This is a genomic window from Bradyrhizobium sp. LTSP885, assembly GCF_000938305.1.
Lineage (GTDB): Bacteria > Pseudomonadota > Alphaproteobacteria > Rhizobiales > Xanthobacteraceae > Bradyrhizobium.
In genome coordinates this window covers 188,480-207,249 of sequence record NZ_JYMT01000021.1, presented here as the reverse complement: position 1 = coordinate 207,249, position 18,770 = coordinate 188,480, and the positions used below count along the sequence as shown (strand labels likewise).

Here is an 18,770-nt window from a genome sequence, read left to right as displayed (position 1 = left end):
TTTCCCCGCCCGGCTGCTATGGAAACCCCATGTTTTCGCGGCGCATCATACGGATTAGCGGCCCGGCTTCCGCCTGAGCCTCACGGCTCGGCGCAAGACCGGGATGTCCTCGTTTCACCGCGTTTCCGCGCCCCTCCGAGCCAAAATCAGAGCATTTATGTCCGACAAGCCGCAAAAGACCGACGCCAGCGACTATTCCAAGACCCTCTACCTGCCGCAGACGGATTTCCCGATGCGCGCCGGCCTGCCCCAGCGCGAGCCGGAAATCCTGAAACGCTGGACCGAGATCGACCTCTACGGGAAGCTGCGCCAGTCCGCCGAGGGCCGCGCCAAATTCGTGCTGCATGACGGCCCGCCCTACGCCAACGGCCATATCCATATCGGGCATGCGCTGAACAAGATCCTCAAGGACGTCGTGACCAAGAGCCAGCAGATGCTGGGCTTCGACTCCAACTACGTGCCGGGCTGGGACTGCCACGGCCTGCCGATCGAATGGAAGATCGAGGAGGAGAATTACCGCTCCAAGGGCAAGCAGAAGCCCGACTTCCGCGACTCCGCCGCGATGGTGGCGTTCCGCAAGGAGTGCCGCGCCTATGCGACGCACTGGATCAACGTGCAGCGCGAGGAGTTCAAGCGGCTCGGCATCATCGGCGACTGGGACCATCCCTACGAGACGATGAGCTATCCGGCAGAGGCTGCGATCGCGCGCGAGCTGATGAAGTTCGCGGCCAACGGCACGCTCTATCGCGGCTCCAAACCGGTGATGTGGAGCGTGGTCGAAAAGACCGCGCTCGCCGAGGCGGAGGTCGAGTACGAGGATTACACCTCCGATACAGTATGGGTGAAATTCCCCGTCACCTCGCCGGCGCATGGCATGCTCGCCAATGCCTCGGTGGTGATCTGGACCACCACGCCGTGGACGCTGCCCGGCAACCGCGCCATCTCCTTCTCGCCGAAGATCGCCTATGGCCTCTACAAGGTCGCCGACGCGCCGGCCGACAATTGGGCCCGCAATGGCGATCTCCTGATCCTCGCCGATGCGCTGGCGGAGGGCGTATTCAAGCAGGCGCGCGTCACCGCTTACGAGAAGGTGCGCGTCATCCCGGGAGACACCTTGGATGCGGTCGAATGCGCGCATCCATTGAAGGGTCTCGCGGGCTATGAATTCACCGTACCGCTGCTGGCCGGTGACCACGTCACCGACGACACCGGTACCGGCTTCGTGCACACCGCGCCCGGTCATGGCCGCGAGGACTTTGACGTCTGGATGGCGAACGCGCGCGAGCTGGAGAGCCGCGGCATCAACACCACGATCCCCTACACCGTCGATGAGAACGGCGCCTTTACCGATCACGCGCCCGGCTTCACCGGAAAGCGCGTGATCAACGACAGGGGCGAAAAGGGCGACGCCAACGAGGCCGTGATCAAGGCGCTGGTCGAGCGTGGCATGCTGCTCGCGCGCGGCCGCCTCAAGCATCAGTACCCGCACTCCTGGCGCTCCAAGAAGCCGGTGATCTTCCGCAACACGCCGCAATGGTTCATCGCGATGGACAAGCCCATCGTAGACGAAGGCCATGCGAAGAAGGGCGATACGCTGCGCGCCCGCGCGCTGCATGCGATCTCGGTTGCGCAATGGGTGCCGCCGGCGGGCAAGAACCGCATCAATGGCATGATCGACAGCAAGCCCGATTGGGTGATCTCGCGCCAGCGCGCCTGGGGCGTGCCGATCGCGGTATTCGTGCGCGAGAAGGACGACGGTTCCGCGGAAATCCTGCAGGACGAAATCGTCAATCAGCGCATCGCCGAGGCGTTCATGGAGGAAGGCGCCGACGCCTGGTACATGGACGGGGCGCGCGAGCGCTTTCTGGGTTCGCGCGCCGGCGAAGACTGGAAGAAAGTCGACGATATCTGCGACGTCTGGTTCGATTCCGGCTCGACCCACGCCTTCGTCCTGGAGGACCGCCAGCATTTTCCCCAGCTCGGCCAGATTGTCCGCAAGGTCGATGGCGGCAACGACACGGTGATGTATCTGGAAGGCAGCGACCAGCATCGTGGCTGGTTTCAATCCTCCCTGCTGGAAAGCAGCGGCACACGCGGTCGCGCACCGTTCGACATCGTGCTCACTCACGGTTTCACGCTCGACGAAAACGGCCGCAAGATGTCGAAATCGGTCGGCAACACCGTCGAGCCGCAAAAGGTGATGAAGGATTCCGGCGCAGATATTTTGCGGCTGTGGGTCTGCGCCACCGACTATGCCGACGACCAGCGCATCGGGTCGGAGATCCTGAAGAACACCATCGAGACCTATCGCAAGCTGCGCAACTCGATCCGCTGGATGCTCGGGACGCTGCACCACTTCAAACCGAGCGATAAGGTCGCCACGGCCGACATGCCCGAACTCGAGCGGCTGATGCTGCACGGGCTTGCCGGCCAGGCCGAGACCATCCGCAAGGCCTATGCTGAATTCGACTACAAGACCGTGGTCGCAAGCCTCTCCGCCTTCATGAACACCGAGCTGTCGGCGTTCTACTTCGATATCCGCAAGGACACGCTGTATTGCGATCCGCCGTCCTCGGTGGCGCGCAAGGCGGCGCTGACCACGATCGACATGCTGTGCGACGCGATCCTGCGCTGGCTTGCGCCGGTGCTGAGCTTCACCACCGACGAAGCGTGGCGGATGTACCGGCCGGACGCCGAGCCGTCGGTGCACCTGACGCTGTTCCTGGACGGGCTCGAGCAGTTCCGCGACGACGCCCTCGCCGCGAAATGGGAGACGATCCGCAACGTGCGCCGCGTCGTCACCGGCGCGCTCGAGCTCGAACGTGCCGCCAAGAACATCGGCTCGTCGCTGGAGGCCTCGCCGGTCATCTACATCGCTGACAGGGACACATTGGCTGTTTTGTTCGACGTCGACCTCGCCGAGGTCTGCATCACCTCGAACTACGAGGTGCGCGAGGGCGAAGCGCCCGCCAATGCATTCCGTCTGGATGCCGTGCCCGGAGTGGCCGTGGTGGTCGAGAAGGCGGTCGGGACGAAATGCGCGCGCTCGTGGAAGATCCTGCCCACGGTCGGCGAGGATGCCGAATATCCCGACGTCTCGCCGCGCGACGCGCAGGCGCTGCGCGAGTGGAAGGCGCTGGGGGGCACCGCTTGACTCCCACGCTGCGCGCCGGCGTGCTCGCCGCCATCGCGACCCTGATCGTCGATCAGGCCTCCAAGCTGTGGCTGCTGTACGTCTTCGACATCGTCCATCGTGGCGCGGTGCGGGTGACGCCGTTCTTCGACCTGGTGCTGGCCTGGAATCCCGGGATCAGCTTCGGCTGGTTTCAGAGCGAGAGCCCGGCGGCACAGATCCTGCTGATGGTGGTCAAGGCGGCCGCGGTGATTGCGCTGGCCATCTGGATGGCCCGGTCCCGGACCTGGCTTGCCACGGTGGCGCTCGGCCTGATCATCGGTGGCGCCATCGGTAACGGGATCGACCGCTTCGCCTATGGGGCAGTGGTCGATTTTGCCTTGTTTCACGTTCAGATCGGCGAAAAAACCTTCAATTGGTATGTGTTTAACCTCGCCGATACGGCCATCGTTGCTGGGGTCGCGACCCTGTTGTATGATTCCTTCCTGGGGGTACCCGCCGCAAAAGCGCCCTGATCCCGGCCGATACGAGCCTGTCGGCGGTAGACCGGTCGCATGCAGCGAAACTGTGCCTAAGCCAGTGATCGCTTTGCCGAAATTTGAGATGGGAAGAGCGCGATGCGCAACACCGATATCAGCGGTTACCTGACCTGGACCTCCCGGCTGACGCTGATGCGCGGCCTTCGCCTGGCGCTGGTTGCGGCCGGCATCGGCCTCGTCATGTCGGCTGGCCCGGTACGCGCCGGCGACGATGACGAAGATGACGACGGCCTGACCTTCGAAGAGCGGATCGTCGACAATCTTATGAGCGGGCTCGGCGCCAGGAGCGCGGCAAGCAAGGGCATCGACTACCGCGAGCGCTCCCCGCTGGTGGTGCCGCCGAAACTCGACCTGCCCCCGCCGGCCTCCGCCGTCCAGGCCAATGCACCGAACTGGCCGAAGGATCCCGATATCGCCAAGCGCAAGGCTGCGATCGAGGCACGGAAGAAGGAAGTCAAGAAGCAGCCGTGGCAGGAGTCTGCTCCGCTTACGCCAGCCGAGATCGATGCAGGCAGGAAGCAACAGACCGCCGTCGACAACAGCAGGGAGCCGATTGAACCCGGCGTGACCAAGAATCCTTCGCTGCTGCCGGACCAGCTCGGCTACACCGGCGGCCTGCTCGGCGTCTTCAAGGGAAACAGCAGCGAGTCGGCACCGTTCAAGGGTGAGCCGCCGCGCGATTCCCTGACCGCGCCGCCTGCGGGCTACCAGACACCATCATCGAACTTTGCCTATGGCACCGGACCGCAGAAGCCGAAGGCCAATGAAGGCAAATACGACGCCATGACCGGCAAACCGCTCGAGTAGTTGCGTGACATCTGCCGGCCGGGCCTGACATGGTCAAAGCTTAATTCGGGGTGGCGCGCGTCTCTCCGCTTTGTGACATCAGGCACGGGCAGTCCCGTGTAGCATGCCCTGCTTTCGCGCCCCGACCGCGTGTCCGGGCTTCCATAAGGACTATGATGCCCTCACGCCGAGCGACTGCCCTTTTCGCTGCCGCACTTGTTTCCACAATCTTGCTGTCGAGCAGCGGCCTCCGCGCCCAGACCACGGTGACCTCCGAACGCCCCGCCAGCTTCACACTCGATAACGGACTGCAGGTCGTGGTGATCCCCGATCACCGCACGCCTGTCGTGACGCAGATGATCTGGTACAAGGTCGGCTCCGCGGACGAGACGCCCGGCAAATCCGGGCTCGCACACTTCCTTGAGCATCTGATGTTCAAGGGCACCGCCAAGCACCCGGCCGGCGAGTTCTCGCAGACCGTGTTGCGGGTCGGCGGCAACGAGAACGCCTTCACCTCGGTCGACTACACCGGCTACTTCCAGCGCGTGCCGCGCGAGCAGCTCGCCTCGATGATGGAGTTCGAGGCCGACCGCATGACCGGCCTGATCCTCAAGGATGAGAATGTGCTGCCCGAACGCGATGTCGTGCTCGAAGAGTACAACATGCGCGTCGCCAACAATCCGGATGCCCGGCTGACCGAGCAGATCATGGCCGCGCTCTACCTCAACCATCCCTATGGTCGCCCGGTGATCGGCTGGCACCAGGAGATCGAGAAGCTCGACCGCGAGGATGCACTCGCGTTCTACAGGCGCTTCTACGCGCCGAACAACGCGATCATGGTCATCGCCGGCGACGTCGACGTCAAGGATATCCGCCCGCTGGTGGAGAAGAATTTCACGCCGATCCCGGCGCAACGCTCGATCGCTGAAAAACGCATCCGGCCGCAGGAGCCGACGCCGGTGGCGCCGCGCACCGTGACGCTGGCAGATCCGCGCGTCGAGCAGCCCGGCTTGCGCCGCTATTATCTGGTGCCATCGGCCGCGACCGCGGCAGCCGGCGAAAGTCCCGCGCTCGATGTGCTCGCGCAATTGATGGGCGGCGGCGCCAACTCCTATCTTTACCGCGCGCTGGTGATCGACAAGGGGCTGGCGATCAGCGCCGGCGCCGGCTACCAGGGCACGTCCCTCGATCCGTCGCAGTTCTCGATCTCGGTGACGCCGAAGCAAGGCGTCGAGTTTGCGCCGATCGAGGACGCCGTCGACAAGGTGATCGCCGACCTCGCGCAGAACACCGCGCGCGCCGAGGACCTCGAGCGGGTCAAGACCCAGCTGATTGCCGAAGCGATCTACGCCCAGGACAATCAGGCGACACTGGCGCGGTGGTATGGCGGTGCCCTGACCACTGGACTCAGCATCGACGATATCAGGAGCTGGCCGGACCGCATCCGCGCCGTCACCGCCGAGCAGGTGCGCGACGCCGCGGCCAAATGGCTCGACAAGAACCGGTCGGTGACCGGCTATCTGATCAAGGATACTGCGCCGAAACGCGAGGAGAAGCGCTCGTGACCTATTCCCTCACCCGCCGCGTGGCGCTGATCGGCGGCGCCTGCGCCGCGATGCTGACGCTGTCATCGGCGCCCTCGCAGGCCGCGGCCAAGATCCAGAAGCTGGTGTCGCCCGGTGGCATCGAGGCGTGGTTCGTGCAGGACGCGACCGTGCCCTTGATCGCGATGGAGTATGCCTTCAGCGGCGGCGCGAGCCAGGATCCGGCCGGCAAACCCGGCGTCGGCAACCTGGTCGCCGACCTGCTCGACGAAGGCTCCGGCGATCTCGATTCCAATGCCTACCATGAGCGGCTCGACCGCCGTGCCATCGAACTGAGCTTTGCCGTGGCACGCGATCACTTCCGCGGCTCGCTTCGGATGCTCAAGGACAACAAGGACGAAGCCTACGAGCTGTTGCGGATGGCACTGACCTCGGCGCATTTCGAGCCTGTAGACGTCGAACGCATCCGCGGCCAGGTGATCTCGACCCTGCGCCGTGAATCGACCAACCCGTCCTCGCTGGCCGGCCGCAAGTTCCTCGAAGTCGCGTTCGGCGATCATCCCTATGGCCGATCGGCCACCGGCACGCTGGAGACCGTACCGAAGATCGAGATCGCTGACCTGAAGGACTACACGCGTCGGGTCATCGCCAAGGATACGCTGCGCATCGCCGTGGTCGGCGACATCGACCCCGACACGCTCGGCAAACTGCTCGACAAGACCTTCGGTAGCCTGCCGGCCAAGGCCGAGCTGACGCCGGTCCCCGACGTCGTCGTGACCAAGCCGCCACAGCGCGCCTTCATCCCGCTCGACGTGCCGCAGACCGTCGTCACCTTCGGCGGCCCCGGCATCAACAGGCATGACCCGGACTTCATGACCGCCTATGTACTGAACCACATTCTCGGCGGCGGCGGCCTGTCGTCGCGGCTCTATAAGGAAGTGCGCGAGAAACGGGGACTGGCCTATTCGATCTACGAAGCTCTGATCTGGATGGATCACTCTTCGCTGTTCATCGGCAACACCGGCACCCGCGCCGATCGCGCCGGCGAGACCGTCGATGCGATCGACAAGGAAATCCGCCGCATCGCCGAGGAGGGCCCAACGCAGCAGGAGCTCGACGAGGCGAAGTCCTATCTGAAGGGCTCGCAGATGCTGGCGCTCGACACCTCCTCCAAGCTGGCGCAGGCGATGCTGCAATACCAGCTCGACAAGCTGCCGATCGACTACATCGAGAAACGCAGCGCCATCGTCGACGCGGTGACGCTTGACGACACCAGGCGGGTTGCGAAGAAGCTCTGGGGCGACGGCCTGCTCACCGTGATCGTCGGCCGCGCCCCGCAGGCAGCCGCCCAACCGGCGTCGGCTCCGCCGAAGTCGAACTGACGCGGTTCTATAAAAGCAGACCTCCATCGCGGCTTACCCTCTCCCCGCCCTCCCCCACAAGGGGGGAGGGTTGGGGAGAGGGGTAGCCACGCGCTCTGATCGCAGACGTAGTCGACCTCAACACGCCCCGAGCACACGCAACGCAAACCCGCTATCTTGCATCTGCCGATTCTTTTCCCCTGGTGATGCCATGCTGCGGGTTTCCCGCGACCTTGTAATCGACGAGAACGACATCGAGATCGTTTTTGTCCGCGCCTCCGGTCCGGGCGGGCAAAACGTCAACAAGGTCTCGACCGCAGCGCAGCTCCGCTTCGACACCAACAAGATCAATTTGCCGGCGGACGCCGCGCAACGCCTCGCCCGCCTGGCCGGCAGCCGCATGACCAAGGACGGCGTGATCGTGATCCAGGCCGTTCGCTTTCGTTCCCAGGAGCGGAATCGGGCCGATGCGACCGAGCGGCTGCTCGAGATGTTGAAGGAGGCGATGGTACGGCCGACGCCGCGGCGGCCGACCAAGCCGACGTTCGGCTCCAAGCAGCGCCGGCTCGAAGGCAAGAAGCGCCGCGGCGACATCAAGGCCGGGCGCGGCGGCCCCAGCTTCGACGATTAAGATCGGAGTTCCAGATGCGGTGCGAGACACCGCATCTGGATTTTGCGGAATCAGTCGCGCTTGCTGCCGGACTCCGTACCGATCGCCTTCGGCGGCGTGGCGTGGCCGGACCCGACGGTGGTCTTGCTGCCCGCCTTGGCGTTGACGCTGCCTTTTTGTGCCGGCGCGGCCGTTTGCGACTCGAGTTCCTCGTCGCCACCGCCTGACATTCCTCCCGGCGCGGTGGTTTTACCCTGTGCGCCGCCGCGCATCTGCGTGTCGGACGACGCGCCTTGCGCAAGGACGGGGCTGGCCAGCGCGGCTGAGACGGCAAAGGCGAGCACGGTGGTTTTCGCAAACTTCATCCAATTCTCCTCGAACATTGATTGACGATGGACGGCGCGGCGCATGTGTGCGCCGTTTGCGGCACCGAACCTGACCCATCGCACGCGATTGAATTTGCACAAACGACGCAGGTGCGATGCAAGCCGCATCGTGTGGTCATCGTGCAGGGATATCGCGGTCATTTTGCGAAATTCTCGTTCGCATATGCGGCAGCCCGGTTCCGCTCTCCGGTTCTCGCCTGCTTTTGTTCTGCAGTGAAACAGCCCGCTACTACCACCGGCAGTTTTGCGCGCCCTACAGTCGTTGCACGCCAACGGTGATGTAGATGACAAAGCTGCGCGCAGCATGGACGATCGGGCTGGGATGTTGCGGCGCGATGCTTGCGGTGCAAATGACGGTTGCGCAAATGCCCCTGCCTGCCGCCAAGCCACCCGATGGTCCTACGCTGTTCAAGCAGCAATGCGCGACCTGCCACACCACCAACACGTCGGATCCGGTTCGGCAGGGGCCGTCGCTTGACAAGATCGTCGGCCGGCCCGCCGGCAAGGCTGATGGCTTCAAATATTCCGCAGGCTTCGCCACGGCCGACTTCGTCTGGGACGAGGCCAAGCTCGATGCCTGGCTGACCAATCCGCAAGACCTCATCCCCGGCGCCGTGATGGCCTATCGGCAGGCCAAACCCGAAACCCGCGCCCTGATCATCGCCTATCTGAAGGAGCTGAGCTGAATGGCGAAACCCGTTCATTCCATGATCCGCGTATTCGACGAGGCCAAAGCGCTCGACTTCTACCAGCGCGCGTTCGGCCTCGAGATTGCCGACAATCTGAGATTTCCCGATTTCGCGCTGATCTATCTGCGCCATCCCTCCTCGCCGTTCGAGGTCGAACTCACGGTGAATTTCGATCGCAAGGAGCCTTACGCGCTCGGCGACGGCTACGGCCATCTCGCGGTGGTCGTCGATGACGTCGACACCGAGCATGCACGCTTCGAAAGGGAGAAGCTGTCGCCCGGGCCACTGCGTGATTTCAAGCATGACGGCGAGACGCTGGCGCGCTTCTTCTTCGTCTCCGATCCCGACGGCTACAAGATCGAGGTGATCCAGCGCGGCGGGCGCTTCGGGTAATAACAATCGCAATCAAACAATAATTTTACGGAGGAAACCCATGAGAGAAGTCGATCGTCGCAGCAAATTTGACCGCCGAATCTTCCTGAAGGGCGCCGCAGCGACCGCGCCTGCGGTCGCAATCGCGACCAGCACAGGGCTCGGCGTTACCGACGCCTGGGCCGATGAGGCGAGCACGCTGCCGCCGGCCACGCTGAAGACGCTGTTGAAGATAGCGCGCGACATCTACCCGCAAGATTTCCTCGGCGACAGCTACTACATATCAGCGATCAAGCCGTGGGATGACAAGGCGGCCAAGGATCCGGCGGTGAAATCGCTGATCACTGACGGCGTCGCGCGCCTCGATCAGGAGGCCAACGACCGTCACAAGATGCCTTACGTCCAGCTTGCCTGGGAGAACGACCGCGTCGCGCTGCTGCAACGAATCGAACAGAGCGCCTTCTTCCAGAAGATCCGCGGCGACCTCATCGTGTCGCTCTACAACAACAAGGAGGTTTGGCCGAAGTTCGGCTACGAGGGCTCCTCCGCCGAGCATGGCGGCTACATCAAGCGCGGCTTCGCCGACATCGACTGGCTGCCGAAGGCTTGAACCCACGCAACGAACGTCAGGAGGAAACCAACAATGGCAAAATTCGATCTGAATGACAGCGGCGTTGTCGTCATCGTCGGCTCCGGTGCCGGCGGCGGAACGCTCGGCAATGAACTGGCGCAAAAGGGCATCAAGGTCGTGATCCTGGAAGCCGGCAGCCGCATCGAGAACCAGGATTTCATCAATGATGAATGGGACAGCTTCACCCAACTCGCCTGGTCGGACATGCGCACCACGTCGGGAAGCTGGCGCGTAGCCAAGGATTTCGCGAACCTGCCGGCCTGGATCGTGAAGGCGGTTGGCGGCTCGACCACGCACTGGGCCGGCGCCTCGCTGCGCTTCGACGAGCACGAGTTCAAGGCCAAGTCGACCTACGGCAACCTGCCCGGCGCCAACCTTCTGGATTGGCCAATCACGCTCGCCGATATGGAGCCATACTACGCCAAGGCCGAGAACAAGATGGGCGTGACGCGCACCAACGGGATCCCTGGGCTACCCGGCAACAACAATTTCAAGGTGCTGGAGGCCGGCGCCAAGAAGCTCGGCTACAAGGAGGTCCATACCGGGCGGATGGCGATCAACTCCGAGCCGCGTGACGGGCGTGGAGCGTGCCAGCAGATCGGCTTCTGCTTCCAGGGTTGCAAGTCCGGCGCAAAGTGGTCGACGCTCTACACGGAAATCCCGAAGGGCGAAGCCACCGGCAATCTCGAAGTGCGCCCCAACAGCATGGTGATCAAAATCGAGCACGATCAATCCGGCAGGGTGACCGGCGTGGTCTATGCTGATGCTGCGGGCGCGACGCAGCGCCAGAAGGCGCGCGTCGTGGCGGTCGCCGGCAATTCGATCGAGAGCCCGCGGCTGCTGCTCAACAGCGCCTCGACCATGTTCCCGGACGGCCTTGCCAACTCATCGGGGCAAGTCGGACGCAACTACATGCGGCACATGACCGGCAGCGTGTACGCCGTGTTCGAGCAATCGGTGCACATGTATCGCGGCACCACGATGGCCGGCATCGTCCGTGACGAGGCAAAGAACGATCCGAAGCGCGGCTTCGTCGGCGGCTACGAGATGGAGACGCTGTCGCTCGGCCTGCCGTTCATGGCGGCGTTCCTCAATCCCGGCGCGTGGGGGCGTTCCTTCACCAGCGCGATCGATGGCTATCCGCGGATGGCGGGCATGTGGCTGGTCGGCGAAGACATGCCGCAGGAGACCAACCGCATCACGCTCGATCCGGTGGCCAAAGACAAGTTCGGCATGCCGGTCGCGAGCGTGCATTTCGACGATCACCCCAATGACGTCGCGATGCGCGAGCACGCCTACAGACAGGGATCTGCCGTCTACGAGGCGGTCGGCGCCACGGTGACCTACCCCACGCCGCCCTATCCCAGCACCCACAACATGGGCACCAACCGGATGAGCGAGAAGCCGCGCGACGGCGTGGTCAACAAATTCGGCCAGAGCCACGACATCAAGAACCTGTTCGTCTCCGACGGCAGCCAGTTCACCTCGGGTGCAGCCTGCAATCCGACGCTGACGATCGTGTCGCTGGCAATCCGGCAGGCCGACAGCATCGCCGGTGCGATGCAACGCAAGGAGATCTAGGTTCGGCAGTCTCAAACGAAAGCGGCTCTGCCCGGAACGGGCGGAGCCGCTTTTCATTGCCGTCAGTGCCGCCTTGCCTATTCGGCGGCGTCCAGGATGGACTCGCGGTGAAACACGGCGGGCGCACTCTGTGAGCGGTAGATCAGGCAACAGCAGCGCAACAGCGACGCGAAATTATTGACTTCGCCATGGTGGTCGAGGACCTCGCCGTACAACGTGGTGAGGAACTTGGCCACGGTCATGCCTTCCTTGGCCGCGATTTCCTCCAGCGTATCCCAGAACGACATTTCCAGCCGGATCGAGGTGCAATGGCGGCCGATCCGCAGCGATCGGGTCTGCGATTCATAGTTGCGTTGCGGCTGGTGCCCGAACAAATGGCACATGGCGATCCTCCGGCAAGATTATAATTTTTCTAAACGATATACCTGCGCGTCGGGCCTCACAATCACCACGTAGGAACTAGCGGGGTCCGATGCCGAAGATGAGCATCTTCAAGGCGATGTGCCGGCTCCATCCCCAGCTAACGGGTGACATTCCCGGGCCACCCGATGCATTTGCCCGCGCGGCGCTCTAGAATGGCCCAAGCCTCGAATCTCCTCAAAACGTAGCGTCATGCCCGTCCGCCAGCTCCCCGAACAGATCGTCAACCGCATCGCCGCCGGCGAGGTGGTCGAGCGTCCCGCGAGCGTGGTCAAGGAACTCGTGGAGAATGCGATCGACGCCGGTGCTGTCAGGATCGATGTTTTCACCGATGGCGGCGGCCGGCGCCGGATCGGCATCACCGATGACGGCAGCGGCATGACGCGCGGCGATCTCGCGCTCGCGGTCGACCGCCATGCCACCTCCAAGCTCGACGACGAGGACCTCTTACGCATCCGGACGCTCGGGTTCCGCGGCGAGGCGCTGCCGTCGATCGGCGCGGTCGCGAAGCTCGGCATCACCACGCGCCATGCCGGCGAGCCGCATGCCTGGTCGCTGTCAGTCGAAGGCGGCGCGAAATCGGACGTGATGCCGGCGGCGCTCGGCCACGGTACCCGCGTCGAGGTCAATGACCTGTTCTACGCCACGCCGGCGCGGCTCAAGTTTCTGAAGACCGACCGCACCGAAGCGGAGGCGATCCGCGAGGTGGTGCGGCGCCTTGCCATGGCGCGTCCCGACATCGCCTTTACGCTGGCCGGCGAGGAGCGCGCGCCGGTGACCTGGGCCGCCGCCCTGCCCGGCGCGGCCGGCCGGCTGACGCGGCTTGGCGATATCCTCGGCGCCGATTTTCGCGGTTGCGCCATCGAGGTCCATTCCGAACGCGAGGGCGTCTCGGTCGAGGGGTTTGCCGCCGCGCCGTCGCTGACCCGCGCCAATGCGCTCGGGCAGTATCTGTTCGTCAACGGTCGCCCGGTCCGCGACAAACTGATCCTGGGCGCGGTGCGTGCCGCCTATTCCGACTACCTGCCGCGTGATCGTCATCCTGTGGTGGCGCTGTTCGTGACCTGCGACCCGCAAGAGGTCGACGCCAATGTGCATCCGGCCAAGACCGAGGTCCGGTTCCGCAATGCCGGACTGGTCCGCGCGCTGATCGTGCACGCATTGAAGGACGGCCTGGCGCGCGAGGGCAAGCGCACCGCGGCCAACGCCGCCGACGGCGCGACGTTGCAGGCGTTCCGCACCGGCTTTGCGCCGCCGCGCCCGGGCAATTGGGACTGGCGCAGTTCGCCGTCCTTTCCGGTCAACCCGATGCGCGCGTTCGAGGGCGCGGCGGCGACCGCGTTCGCCGAACCCGGGCAGGCTGCCTTCGATGTCGGCACGCCGACCGCCGATGTGCGTTTCGAGGCCGCGCCTGCCCCCGATATGCTCGACCGCCCGCTCGGCGCCGCGCGCACCCAGATCCACGAGACCTATATCGTCTCGCAGACCCGCGACGGCCTGATCGTCGTGGACCAGCACGCGGCCCATGAGCGCATCGTCTACGAGAGACTGAAGGCCTCGCTGGCGAAGAACGGCGTGCAGCGGCAGATCCTGCTGATCCCCGAGATCGTCGAGCTCGATGAGGCGACCGTCGAGAAGCTGCTCGATCGCGCCGAGGAGCTGGCGTCATTTGGCCTGGCGATCGAATCGTTCGGCCCCGGCGCAGTCGCGGTGCGCGAAACGCCCTCGCTGCTCGGCAAGGCGAATGCTGCGGGGCTTCTGCGCGATCTCGCCGAGCACATGGCGGAATGGGATGAGGCGCTGCCGCTCGAACGCCGCCTGATGCATGTCGCCGCCACCATGGCCTGCCACGGCTCGGTCCGCGCCGGCCGCCGCCTCAAGCCGGAAGAGATGAACGCGCTGCTCCGCGAAATGGAAGACACGCCGAACTCCGGCCAATGCAACCACGGTCGCCCGACCTATGTCGAATTGAAGCTGAGCGATATCGAGAAGCTGTTCGGGCGGAGGTAAGGCCTCGTCGTCCCGGGCAAGCGAAGCGCGACCCGGGACCCATAACCACCGGCTTTTGTTTTGTGAAGGCTGTGGCTCCAGCGCGCGTCGGCAATGCGCATTTGTGGTTATGGGTCCCTGCTTTCGCAGGGACGACAGATTAGGCTGCGGCCACAGCGCGCAAAAACACAAACTCCGTATCGTCATACGCGCGCCGCTCAAGCTCTTCGAATCCCTCCGGCGCTGCGATCGCCGCGGCCTTTGTCTCCTCGACGACGACCAGCGCCCCCGGCGTCAACCAGCCGCCGTTGCGCAGCGAGGCGAGCGCCTTGTCGGCGAGACCCTTGCCGTAGGGCGGATCGAGGAACGCCAGCGAGAACGGCTCCATCGGGTGCGCGGGGCCGAGATCGGTGGCATCGCGGCGATAGACTTTTGTCACGCCGCCGAGGCCCAATGACTCCACGTTGTTGCGCAACAGCGCACGCGCCTCCGCGCCGTTGTCGACGAACAGCGTGAATTTTGCGCCGCGCGAGACGGCTTCGATTCCCAGCGCGCCGGTGCCGGCGAACAGATCGAGCACACGCGCGTTCTCGATCGGGTTGTCATAGGCATGGATCAGGATGTTGAACACGGACTCGCGCAGGCGGTCCGCGGTTGGCCTGATCTCGCGGCCCGAGGGCGACGCGAGATTGCGGCCTTTCAGTCGACCCCCGACGACGCGCACGACGTATTACTCGTCCTTCGGCGTGAGATCGCGCTTGCCGTGATAGCCGCGCTTGGGGCGGCGCGGCGGGCCGTAGCCGTTGGCTTCGTCCTCGTTGCGCGCGCGCGCCTCGTCGCTGCCGGTGCGCTGCACCAGCACGCGACGGCCCTTGCGGTCATTGATCAGCGCGCTTTTTCCCGCGGGCTTGAACGGCTTCTTGCCATCAGGCGCATCGCTGGCCTCGTCGGCCCCGACCTCGGCCTTGCGCTGCTCCGGCCGGTTGAAATCCGCGCCGGCAAGCTTTGCGATCTTCTCGCCGAGCTGCTCGCGCAGCACGCGCGTCTTGACCTCCTCGACCTTGCCCTCCTCGAGCTCGCCGAGCTGGAACGGGCCGTAGGAGATCCGAATCAGCCGGTTCACCTCGAGGCCGAGATGCGCCATCACGTTGCGCACCTCGCGGTTCTTGCCCTCGCGGATCGCGAACACCACCCAGACATTGGCGCCCTGGTCGCGCTCCAGCGTCGCATCGATCGCGCCGTATTTGACGCCGTCGACCTCGATGCCGTTCTTCAACTGGTCGAGCTGTTCCTGCGTCACCTCGCCATGCGCGCGGACGCGGTAGCGGCGCAGCCAGCCGGTGTCGGGATGCTCAAGCGTACGCGCCAGTCCGCCGTCATTGGTGAGCAGCAACAGGCCCTCGGTGTTGAAATCGAGCCGGCCGATCGAGATCAGCCGCGGCAGGCCTTCCGGCAGATTGTCGAACACGGTCGGCCGCCCTTCCGGGTCGGCGTGCGTCGTCATCAGCCCGCGCGGCTTGTGATACATGAACAACCGCGTTCGCTCGCGCGGCGGCAATTGCTTGCCGTTGACGGCCACGACATCGTTCTCGGTGACATCGAGCGCCGGCGAGTTGATCACGCGGCCGTTGACGGTGACGCGGCCCTGCGTGACCATCTCCTCGGCATCACGGCGCGAGGCGAGACCGGCGCGTGCCAGCACTTTTGCGATGCGCTCGCCTGCCTTCTTCGGCTTCGGTTCGGGACGCTCGCGCCGATCGAAGTCGGGCCGTTCGCGATAGGCGCCGCGGCCGCCAAAGGCCGGGCGCTTCGCGAAGACCTTGCTGTCGTCCTCGTTCTCGCGGCGCGGGCGATCGCCGAAGCCGCCTTCGCTGCGCGGATGTTCCTGCCAGCCCGTGCGGCCTTCGGGCCGCTCACGACGGTCGCCGCCTTCCTCTTTGCGATCCCCGGAGCGATCCCAGCGCGGACGGCTGAATTTCGGACGATCGCCCTGTTCGCGATCCTCACGCGGCTTATCGGAGCGCGGCCCGTCGAAACTCCGCGCGCCATCGCGCGGCGGGCGAGAATCGCGGTCGCCCCGGTCATCGCGCTTCTGCCACGGCTTGGATTCGCCGCGCTGCGGCCGATCGCCGAAATCTTTACGCGGACCACGGTCCGCCCTGTCGCCGAAATCCTTGCGCGGACCACGATCTGGCGCACCGCGCGACGAGAATTTCCGCTCCCCGCCGAATTTCCGTTCCGGCCGGTCGCCATCGCGCGGCGGGCGCGGACTGTAAGGGCGATCACCCCGCGGCCGGTCGCCGTCCTTGCGAAAACCTTCGCCGCGCGGCGTATAGGGCCGCTTCTCGCCGTCACGATCACGCGGCGCGTAAGGCTTCTTGTCGCCGAACTTCCGATCAGAGGACCGTCCCGCCGGGCGAGCATCATCACGATCACGGCGCGGTGGGCGGTCGTCGCGGTTAAAATTCGGGCGGTCGCCACGCGGGGTGTAGGGGCGCTTTTCGCCGCCGCGATCTTCGCGCGGTCTGAACGAACGCTTCTCGCCATCGCCGTCGCGGGCCGGACGCGCGCTGAAGGGCCTATCGCCACGCGGCTTGAACGGGCGCTTCTCGCCATCGCCATCGCGCGGAGGACGAGCGCTGAATGGCCGATCGCCGCGCGGGCGATCCTCACGATTGAACTTCGGCTTGTCGCCGAACTCGCGGCGCGGCGGACGATCACCGCCGGACGCGCGCTTCTCGCCATCACCCTTGCTGGCCGAATCCTTGCCCCCAAAGCCGCGCTTGGCGAACTTCTTGTCCGGGCCGCGGACGGCGCCAGAGCGGCCTTTGCTGCCGCCGGGGCGGCCTTTTCCACCGCCAGGACGATCACGCCGGCCGCCGGAATCGTTGTTTTTATCGCTGTCGCGGGGCATGAATAATCTCGCTGGACGTTCAATTGAGGTGCAAGGGTGACCGGCCGTACGCGCCCTGTTGGCGGCGCGTTTGACGCAAAACCGGCATCCACTTTTGCTGAAGGCGAGCTAGTAGCAGGTTTCTTCCGATGATACGAGGCATGACAGCCCCCTCTTTTATGGATTTGGCGCTGAAAACGGCCAAAAATGCCGGAAAATCGGGCGAGGTTCCGATCGGATGCGTGATTGTGCGGGGTTATGAGGTGATCGCCACCGCCAGCAACCGCACGCTGACCGACCGCGACCCCACCGCCCATGCCGAGATTCTGGCGCTCCGGCAGGCCGCTGAAACCATCGGCACCGAGCGGCTGGTCGATTGCGACCTCTACGTCACCCTCGAGCCCTGCACGATGTGCGCCGGTGCAATCTCGCTGGCCCGCATCCGCCGGCTCTATTACGGCGCCGCCGACCCCAAGGGCGGCGCGGTTGAATCAGGCGTGCGGTTCTTCGCGCAGCCGACGTGCCACCACGTGCCCGAGGTCTACGGCGCGGTCGGCGAACGCGAGGCCGCAACGCTGCTGAAGGATTTTTTCAGGGTGCGAAGGTAGCTCTTCGCTGGGATGCAGCGAATCTCTCCCCTCGTCGTCCCGGCGAAAGCCGGGACCCATAACCACAGGGTTGAGTTGTTAAAGAGGGCTGTGGCCCCGGCGTCGCGCAACAATGACCTTCGGTGGTTATGGGTCCCGGCTCCCGTGCGCAATTGCGCACTAGGCCGGGACGACATCGAGTGTTGGTACACGAGCGACGTCACCCCGCCAGGAAAAACTCCCGCAGCAGCTTGGCCGTCACGTCCGGATTCTCCTCGGTGAGGAAATGTCCGGAATCCACCGGCGCGCCGCTCACATTGGTCGCCCATTTCTTCCAGGTATCGAGCGGCGTGGTCGCCGCACTCGCAACGCCGGCATCGCCCCACAAGGCCAGCATCGGGATCGTGATCTTGTTGCCGGCATCGACATCGGCCTTGTCGATTTCATAATCAGCATAGGCGCCGGCGCGGTAGTCCTCGCACATCGCGTGGATGCGCGCGGGATCGCGGAACGGCGCGAGATAATGCTGCAGCGCGCGCGGATCGATGGCAGCGAGCGTCTTGCTCTTGGTCTGGCTCGCCATCTTCTCCTTCAGGAAGAATTCCCCCTGCCCCGAAATCAGCGTTTCCGGCAGCGGATAAGGCTGCGCCAGGAACGCCCAATGGTAGATCTTCAGCGCGGACAGCCGGTTCAGCTTCTGCCAGTAATCATAGGTCGGCGCGATATCGAGCACCGCGAGCTTCGACAGCCGGCCGGGATGATCGAGCGCGAGCCGATACGACACGCGACCGCCGCGATCGTGGCCGGCGAGCGCGAAATGCACATGGCCGAGCTGCTCCATGGCCTCGATCATGGTCTTTGCCCACGCCCGCTTGGTGTAGGGCGTGTGGTTCTCGTCGCTATCGGGCATGTCGGACCAGCCATAGCCGGGCAGGTCGGGGATGATCAGCGTAAATCTGTCGTCGAGATCAGGCGCCACCTGATGCCACATCACATGGGTCGAGGAAAATCCGTGCAGCAGCAACAGCGGCGGCCCTTTGCCGCCGACGCGGGCGAAGATGCGGCCCTGCGAGGTATTGATCCATTCGGAGGCGTAGCCGGGAAAAAGATCTGCGAGATCAGGCATCGGTCGCTCCTTGGCTTCAGCGGCAGCTCTTGTTTCGAACAGGTCTTGCTTCAAACTTTGTTTGTCGTTGCCGCTGGCAGATCGCAGGTTTATGCCATTCCCAAGCCGCGCCAACAACAAACC

At 64.7% G+C, this 18,770-nt stretch carries 17 protein-coding genes; 12 read left to right on the top strand and 5 right to left on the bottom strand.

Annotated elements, in window-relative coordinates:
- The first annotated feature begins 157 nt into the window (after positions 1–157).
- From ileS to arfB, 6 genes are all read left to right on the top strand, one after another.
- Positions 158–3,154 (top strand): isoleucine--tRNA ligase, encoded by a 2,997-nt coding sequence (gene ileS, locus UP09_RS14880; RefSeq protein WP_044538934.1) that lies wholly within the window; start codon positions 158–160, stop codon positions 3,152–3,154.
- A complete protein-coding gene (gene lspA / locus UP09_RS14875; protein WP_044538933.1) occupies positions 3,151–3,648 on the top strand; it encodes a signal peptidase II in 498 nt (165 codons plus the stop codon). The genes ileS and lspA overlap by 4 nt, the downstream gene beginning before the upstream one ends.
- Before the next feature lie 102 nt (positions 3,649–3,750).
- On the top strand, positions 3,751–4,479 hold the full coding sequence (locus tag UP09_RS14870) for a hypothetical protein (RefSeq protein ID WP_044538932.1): 729 nt from the start codon (positions 3,751–3,753) through the stop codon (positions 4,477–4,479).
- 152 nt (positions 4,480–4,631) lie between these two features.
- A complete protein-coding gene (locus UP09_RS14865; protein WP_197082671.1) occupies positions 4,632–6,023 on the top strand; it encodes a M16 family metallopeptidase in 1,392 nt (463 codons plus the stop codon).
- Positions 6,020–7,384, top strand: a complete 1,365-nt coding sequence (locus tag UP09_RS14860) for a M16 family metallopeptidase (protein ID WP_044538931.1) — start codon at positions 6,020–6,022, stop codon at positions 7,382–7,384. The genes UP09_RS14865 and UP09_RS14860 overlap by 4 nt, the downstream gene beginning before the upstream one ends.
- A gap of 190 nt (positions 7,385–7,574) precedes the next feature.
- Positions 7,575–7,994, top strand: coding sequence for an alternative ribosome rescue aminoacyl-tRNA hydrolase ArfB (gene arfB, locus UP09_RS14855; protein ID WP_044538930.1), 420 nt, complete (start codon positions 7,575–7,577; stop codon positions 7,992–7,994).
- A gap of 50 nt (positions 7,995–8,044) precedes the next feature.
- On the opposite strand, the gene UP09_RS14850 is transcribed toward arfB, so the two are convergent.
- Positions 8,045–8,338 (bottom strand): hypothetical protein, encoded by a 294-nt coding sequence (locus tag UP09_RS14850; protein WP_044539183.1) that lies wholly within the window; start codon positions 8,336–8,338, stop codon positions 8,045–8,047.
- Between the two features lie 386 nt (positions 8,339–8,724).
- Between UP09_RS14850 and UP09_RS14845 the strand changes: the two genes are divergently transcribed.
- The 4 genes from UP09_RS14845 to UP09_RS14830 are packed head-to-tail and all read left to right on the top strand — an operon-like array spanning position 8,725 to position 11,632.
- Positions 8,725–9,045: a c-type cytochrome gene (locus UP09_RS14845; RefSeq protein WP_044539182.1), complete on the top strand. Its 321-nt coding sequence runs from the start codon at positions 8,725–8,727 to the stop codon at positions 9,043–9,045.
- Positions 9,046–9,441, top strand: coding sequence for a VOC family protein (locus tag UP09_RS14840; RefSeq protein ID WP_044538929.1), 396 nt, complete (start codon positions 9,046–9,048; stop codon positions 9,439–9,441).
- 40 nt (positions 9,442–9,481) lie between these two features.
- Entirely contained in the window at positions 9,482–10,030 is a 549-nt protein-coding gene (locus UP09_RS14835; protein WP_044538928.1) for a twin-arginine translocation pathway signal, read from the top strand.
- 33 nt (positions 10,031–10,063) lie between these two features.
- Positions 10,064–11,632, top strand: a complete 1,569-nt coding sequence (locus UP09_RS14830; RefSeq protein ID WP_044538927.1) for a GMC family oxidoreductase — start codon at positions 10,064–10,066, stop codon at positions 11,630–11,632.
- Between the two features lie 77 nt (positions 11,633–11,709).
- On the opposite strand, the gene UP09_RS14825 is transcribed toward UP09_RS14830, so the two are convergent.
- Entirely contained in the window at positions 11,710–12,015 is a 306-nt protein-coding gene (locus UP09_RS14825; protein ID WP_044538926.1) for a ribbon-helix-helix domain-containing protein, read from the bottom strand.
- Positions 12,016–12,244: 229 nt separating this feature from the next.
- On the opposite strand from UP09_RS14825, the gene mutL reads away from it, so the two are divergent.
- On the top strand, positions 12,245–14,062 hold the full coding sequence (gene mutL / locus UP09_RS14820) for a DNA mismatch repair endonuclease MutL (RefSeq protein ID WP_044538925.1): 1,818 nt from the start codon (positions 12,245–12,247) through the stop codon (positions 14,060–14,062).
- A gap of 139 nt (positions 14,063–14,201) precedes the next feature.
- On the opposite strand, the gene rsmD is transcribed toward mutL, so the two are convergent.
- Together rsmD and UP09_RS14810 are read right to left on the bottom strand one after the other, a co-directional pair.
- Positions 14,202–14,765 carry a 16S rRNA (guanine(966)-N(2))-methyltransferase RsmD gene (rsmD, locus tag UP09_RS14815; protein WP_044538924.1) on the bottom strand — a complete coding sequence of 188 codons (564 nt, stop codon included), beginning with the start codon at positions 14,763–14,765 and terminating at the stop codon, positions 14,202–14,204.
- A gap of 6 nt (positions 14,766–14,771) precedes the next feature.
- A complete protein-coding gene (locus UP09_RS14810; RefSeq protein ID WP_044538923.1) occupies positions 14,772–16,955 on the bottom strand; it encodes a pseudouridine synthase in 2,184 nt (727 codons plus the stop codon).
- A gap of 128 nt (positions 16,956–17,083) precedes the next feature.
- On the opposite strand from UP09_RS14810, the gene UP09_RS14805 reads away from it, so the two are divergent.
- On the top strand, positions 17,084–17,542 hold the full coding sequence (locus UP09_RS14805) for a nucleoside deaminase (protein ID WP_044538922.1): 459 nt from the start codon (positions 17,084–17,086) through the stop codon (positions 17,540–17,542).
- A 199-nt stretch (positions 17,543–17,741) separates the two neighbouring features.
- Here the strand turns inward: UP09_RS14805 and UP09_RS14800 are convergent, their stop codons facing one another.
- Complete coding sequence (locus tag UP09_RS14800; RefSeq protein WP_044538921.1) at positions 17,742–18,647, bottom strand: alpha/beta fold hydrolase; 906 nt, start codon at positions 18,645–18,647, stop codon at positions 17,742–17,744.
- Positions 18,648–18,770: the final 123 nt, after the last annotated feature.

Excerpts from the sequence above, each read along its gene's own strand:
- ileS (WP_044538934.1), top strand. The coding sequence starts at position 158 with ATGTCCGACAAGCCGCAAAAGACCGACGCCAGCGACTATTCCAAGACC.
- UP09_RS14870 (WP_044538932.1), top strand. The coding sequence starts at position 3,751 with ATGCGCAACACCGATATCAGCGGTTACCTGACCTGGACCTCCCGGCTG.
- UP09_RS14865 (WP_197082671.1), top strand. The coding sequence starts at position 4,632 with ATGATGCCCTCACGCCGAGCGACTGCCCTTTTCGCTGCCGCACTTGTT.
- arfB (WP_044538930.1), top strand. The coding sequence starts at position 7,575 with ATGCTGCGGGTTTCCCGCGACCTTGTAATCGACGAGAACGACATCGAG.
- UP09_RS14850 (WP_044539183.1), bottom strand. The coding sequence starts at position 8,338 with ATGAAGTTTGCGAAAACCACCGTGCTCGCCTTTGCCGTCTCAGCCGCG.
- UP09_RS14845 (WP_044539182.1), top strand. The coding sequence starts at position 8,725 with ATGCCCCTGCCTGCCGCCAAGCCACCCGATGGTCCTACGCTGTTCAAG.
- UP09_RS14840 (WP_044538929.1), top strand. The coding sequence starts at position 9,046 with ATGGCGAAACCCGTTCATTCCATGATCCGCGTATTCGACGAGGCCAAA.
- UP09_RS14835 (WP_044538928.1), top strand. The coding sequence starts at position 9,482 with ATGAGAGAAGTCGATCGTCGCAGCAAATTTGACCGCCGAATCTTCCTG.
- UP09_RS14830 (WP_044538927.1), top strand. The coding sequence starts at position 10,064 with ATGGCAAAATTCGATCTGAATGACAGCGGCGTTGTCGTCATCGTCGGC.
- UP09_RS14825 (WP_044538926.1), bottom strand. The coding sequence starts at position 12,015 with ATGTGCCATTTGTTCGGGCACCAGCCGCAACGCAACTATGAATCGCAG.
- mutL (WP_044538925.1), top strand. The coding sequence starts at position 12,245 with ATGCCCGTCCGCCAGCTCCCCGAACAGATCGTCAACCGCATCGCCGCC.
- UP09_RS14810 (WP_044538923.1), bottom strand. The coding sequence starts at position 16,955 with ATGCCCCGCGACAGCGATAAAAACAACGATTCCGGCGGCCGGCGTGAT.
- UP09_RS14805 (WP_044538922.1), top strand. The coding sequence starts at position 17,084 with ATGATACGAGGCATGACAGCCCCCTCTTTTATGGATTTGGCGCTGAAA.
- UP09_RS14800 (WP_044538921.1), bottom strand. The coding sequence starts at position 18,647 with ATGCCTGATCTCGCAGATCTTTTTCCCGGCTACGCCTCCGAATGGATC.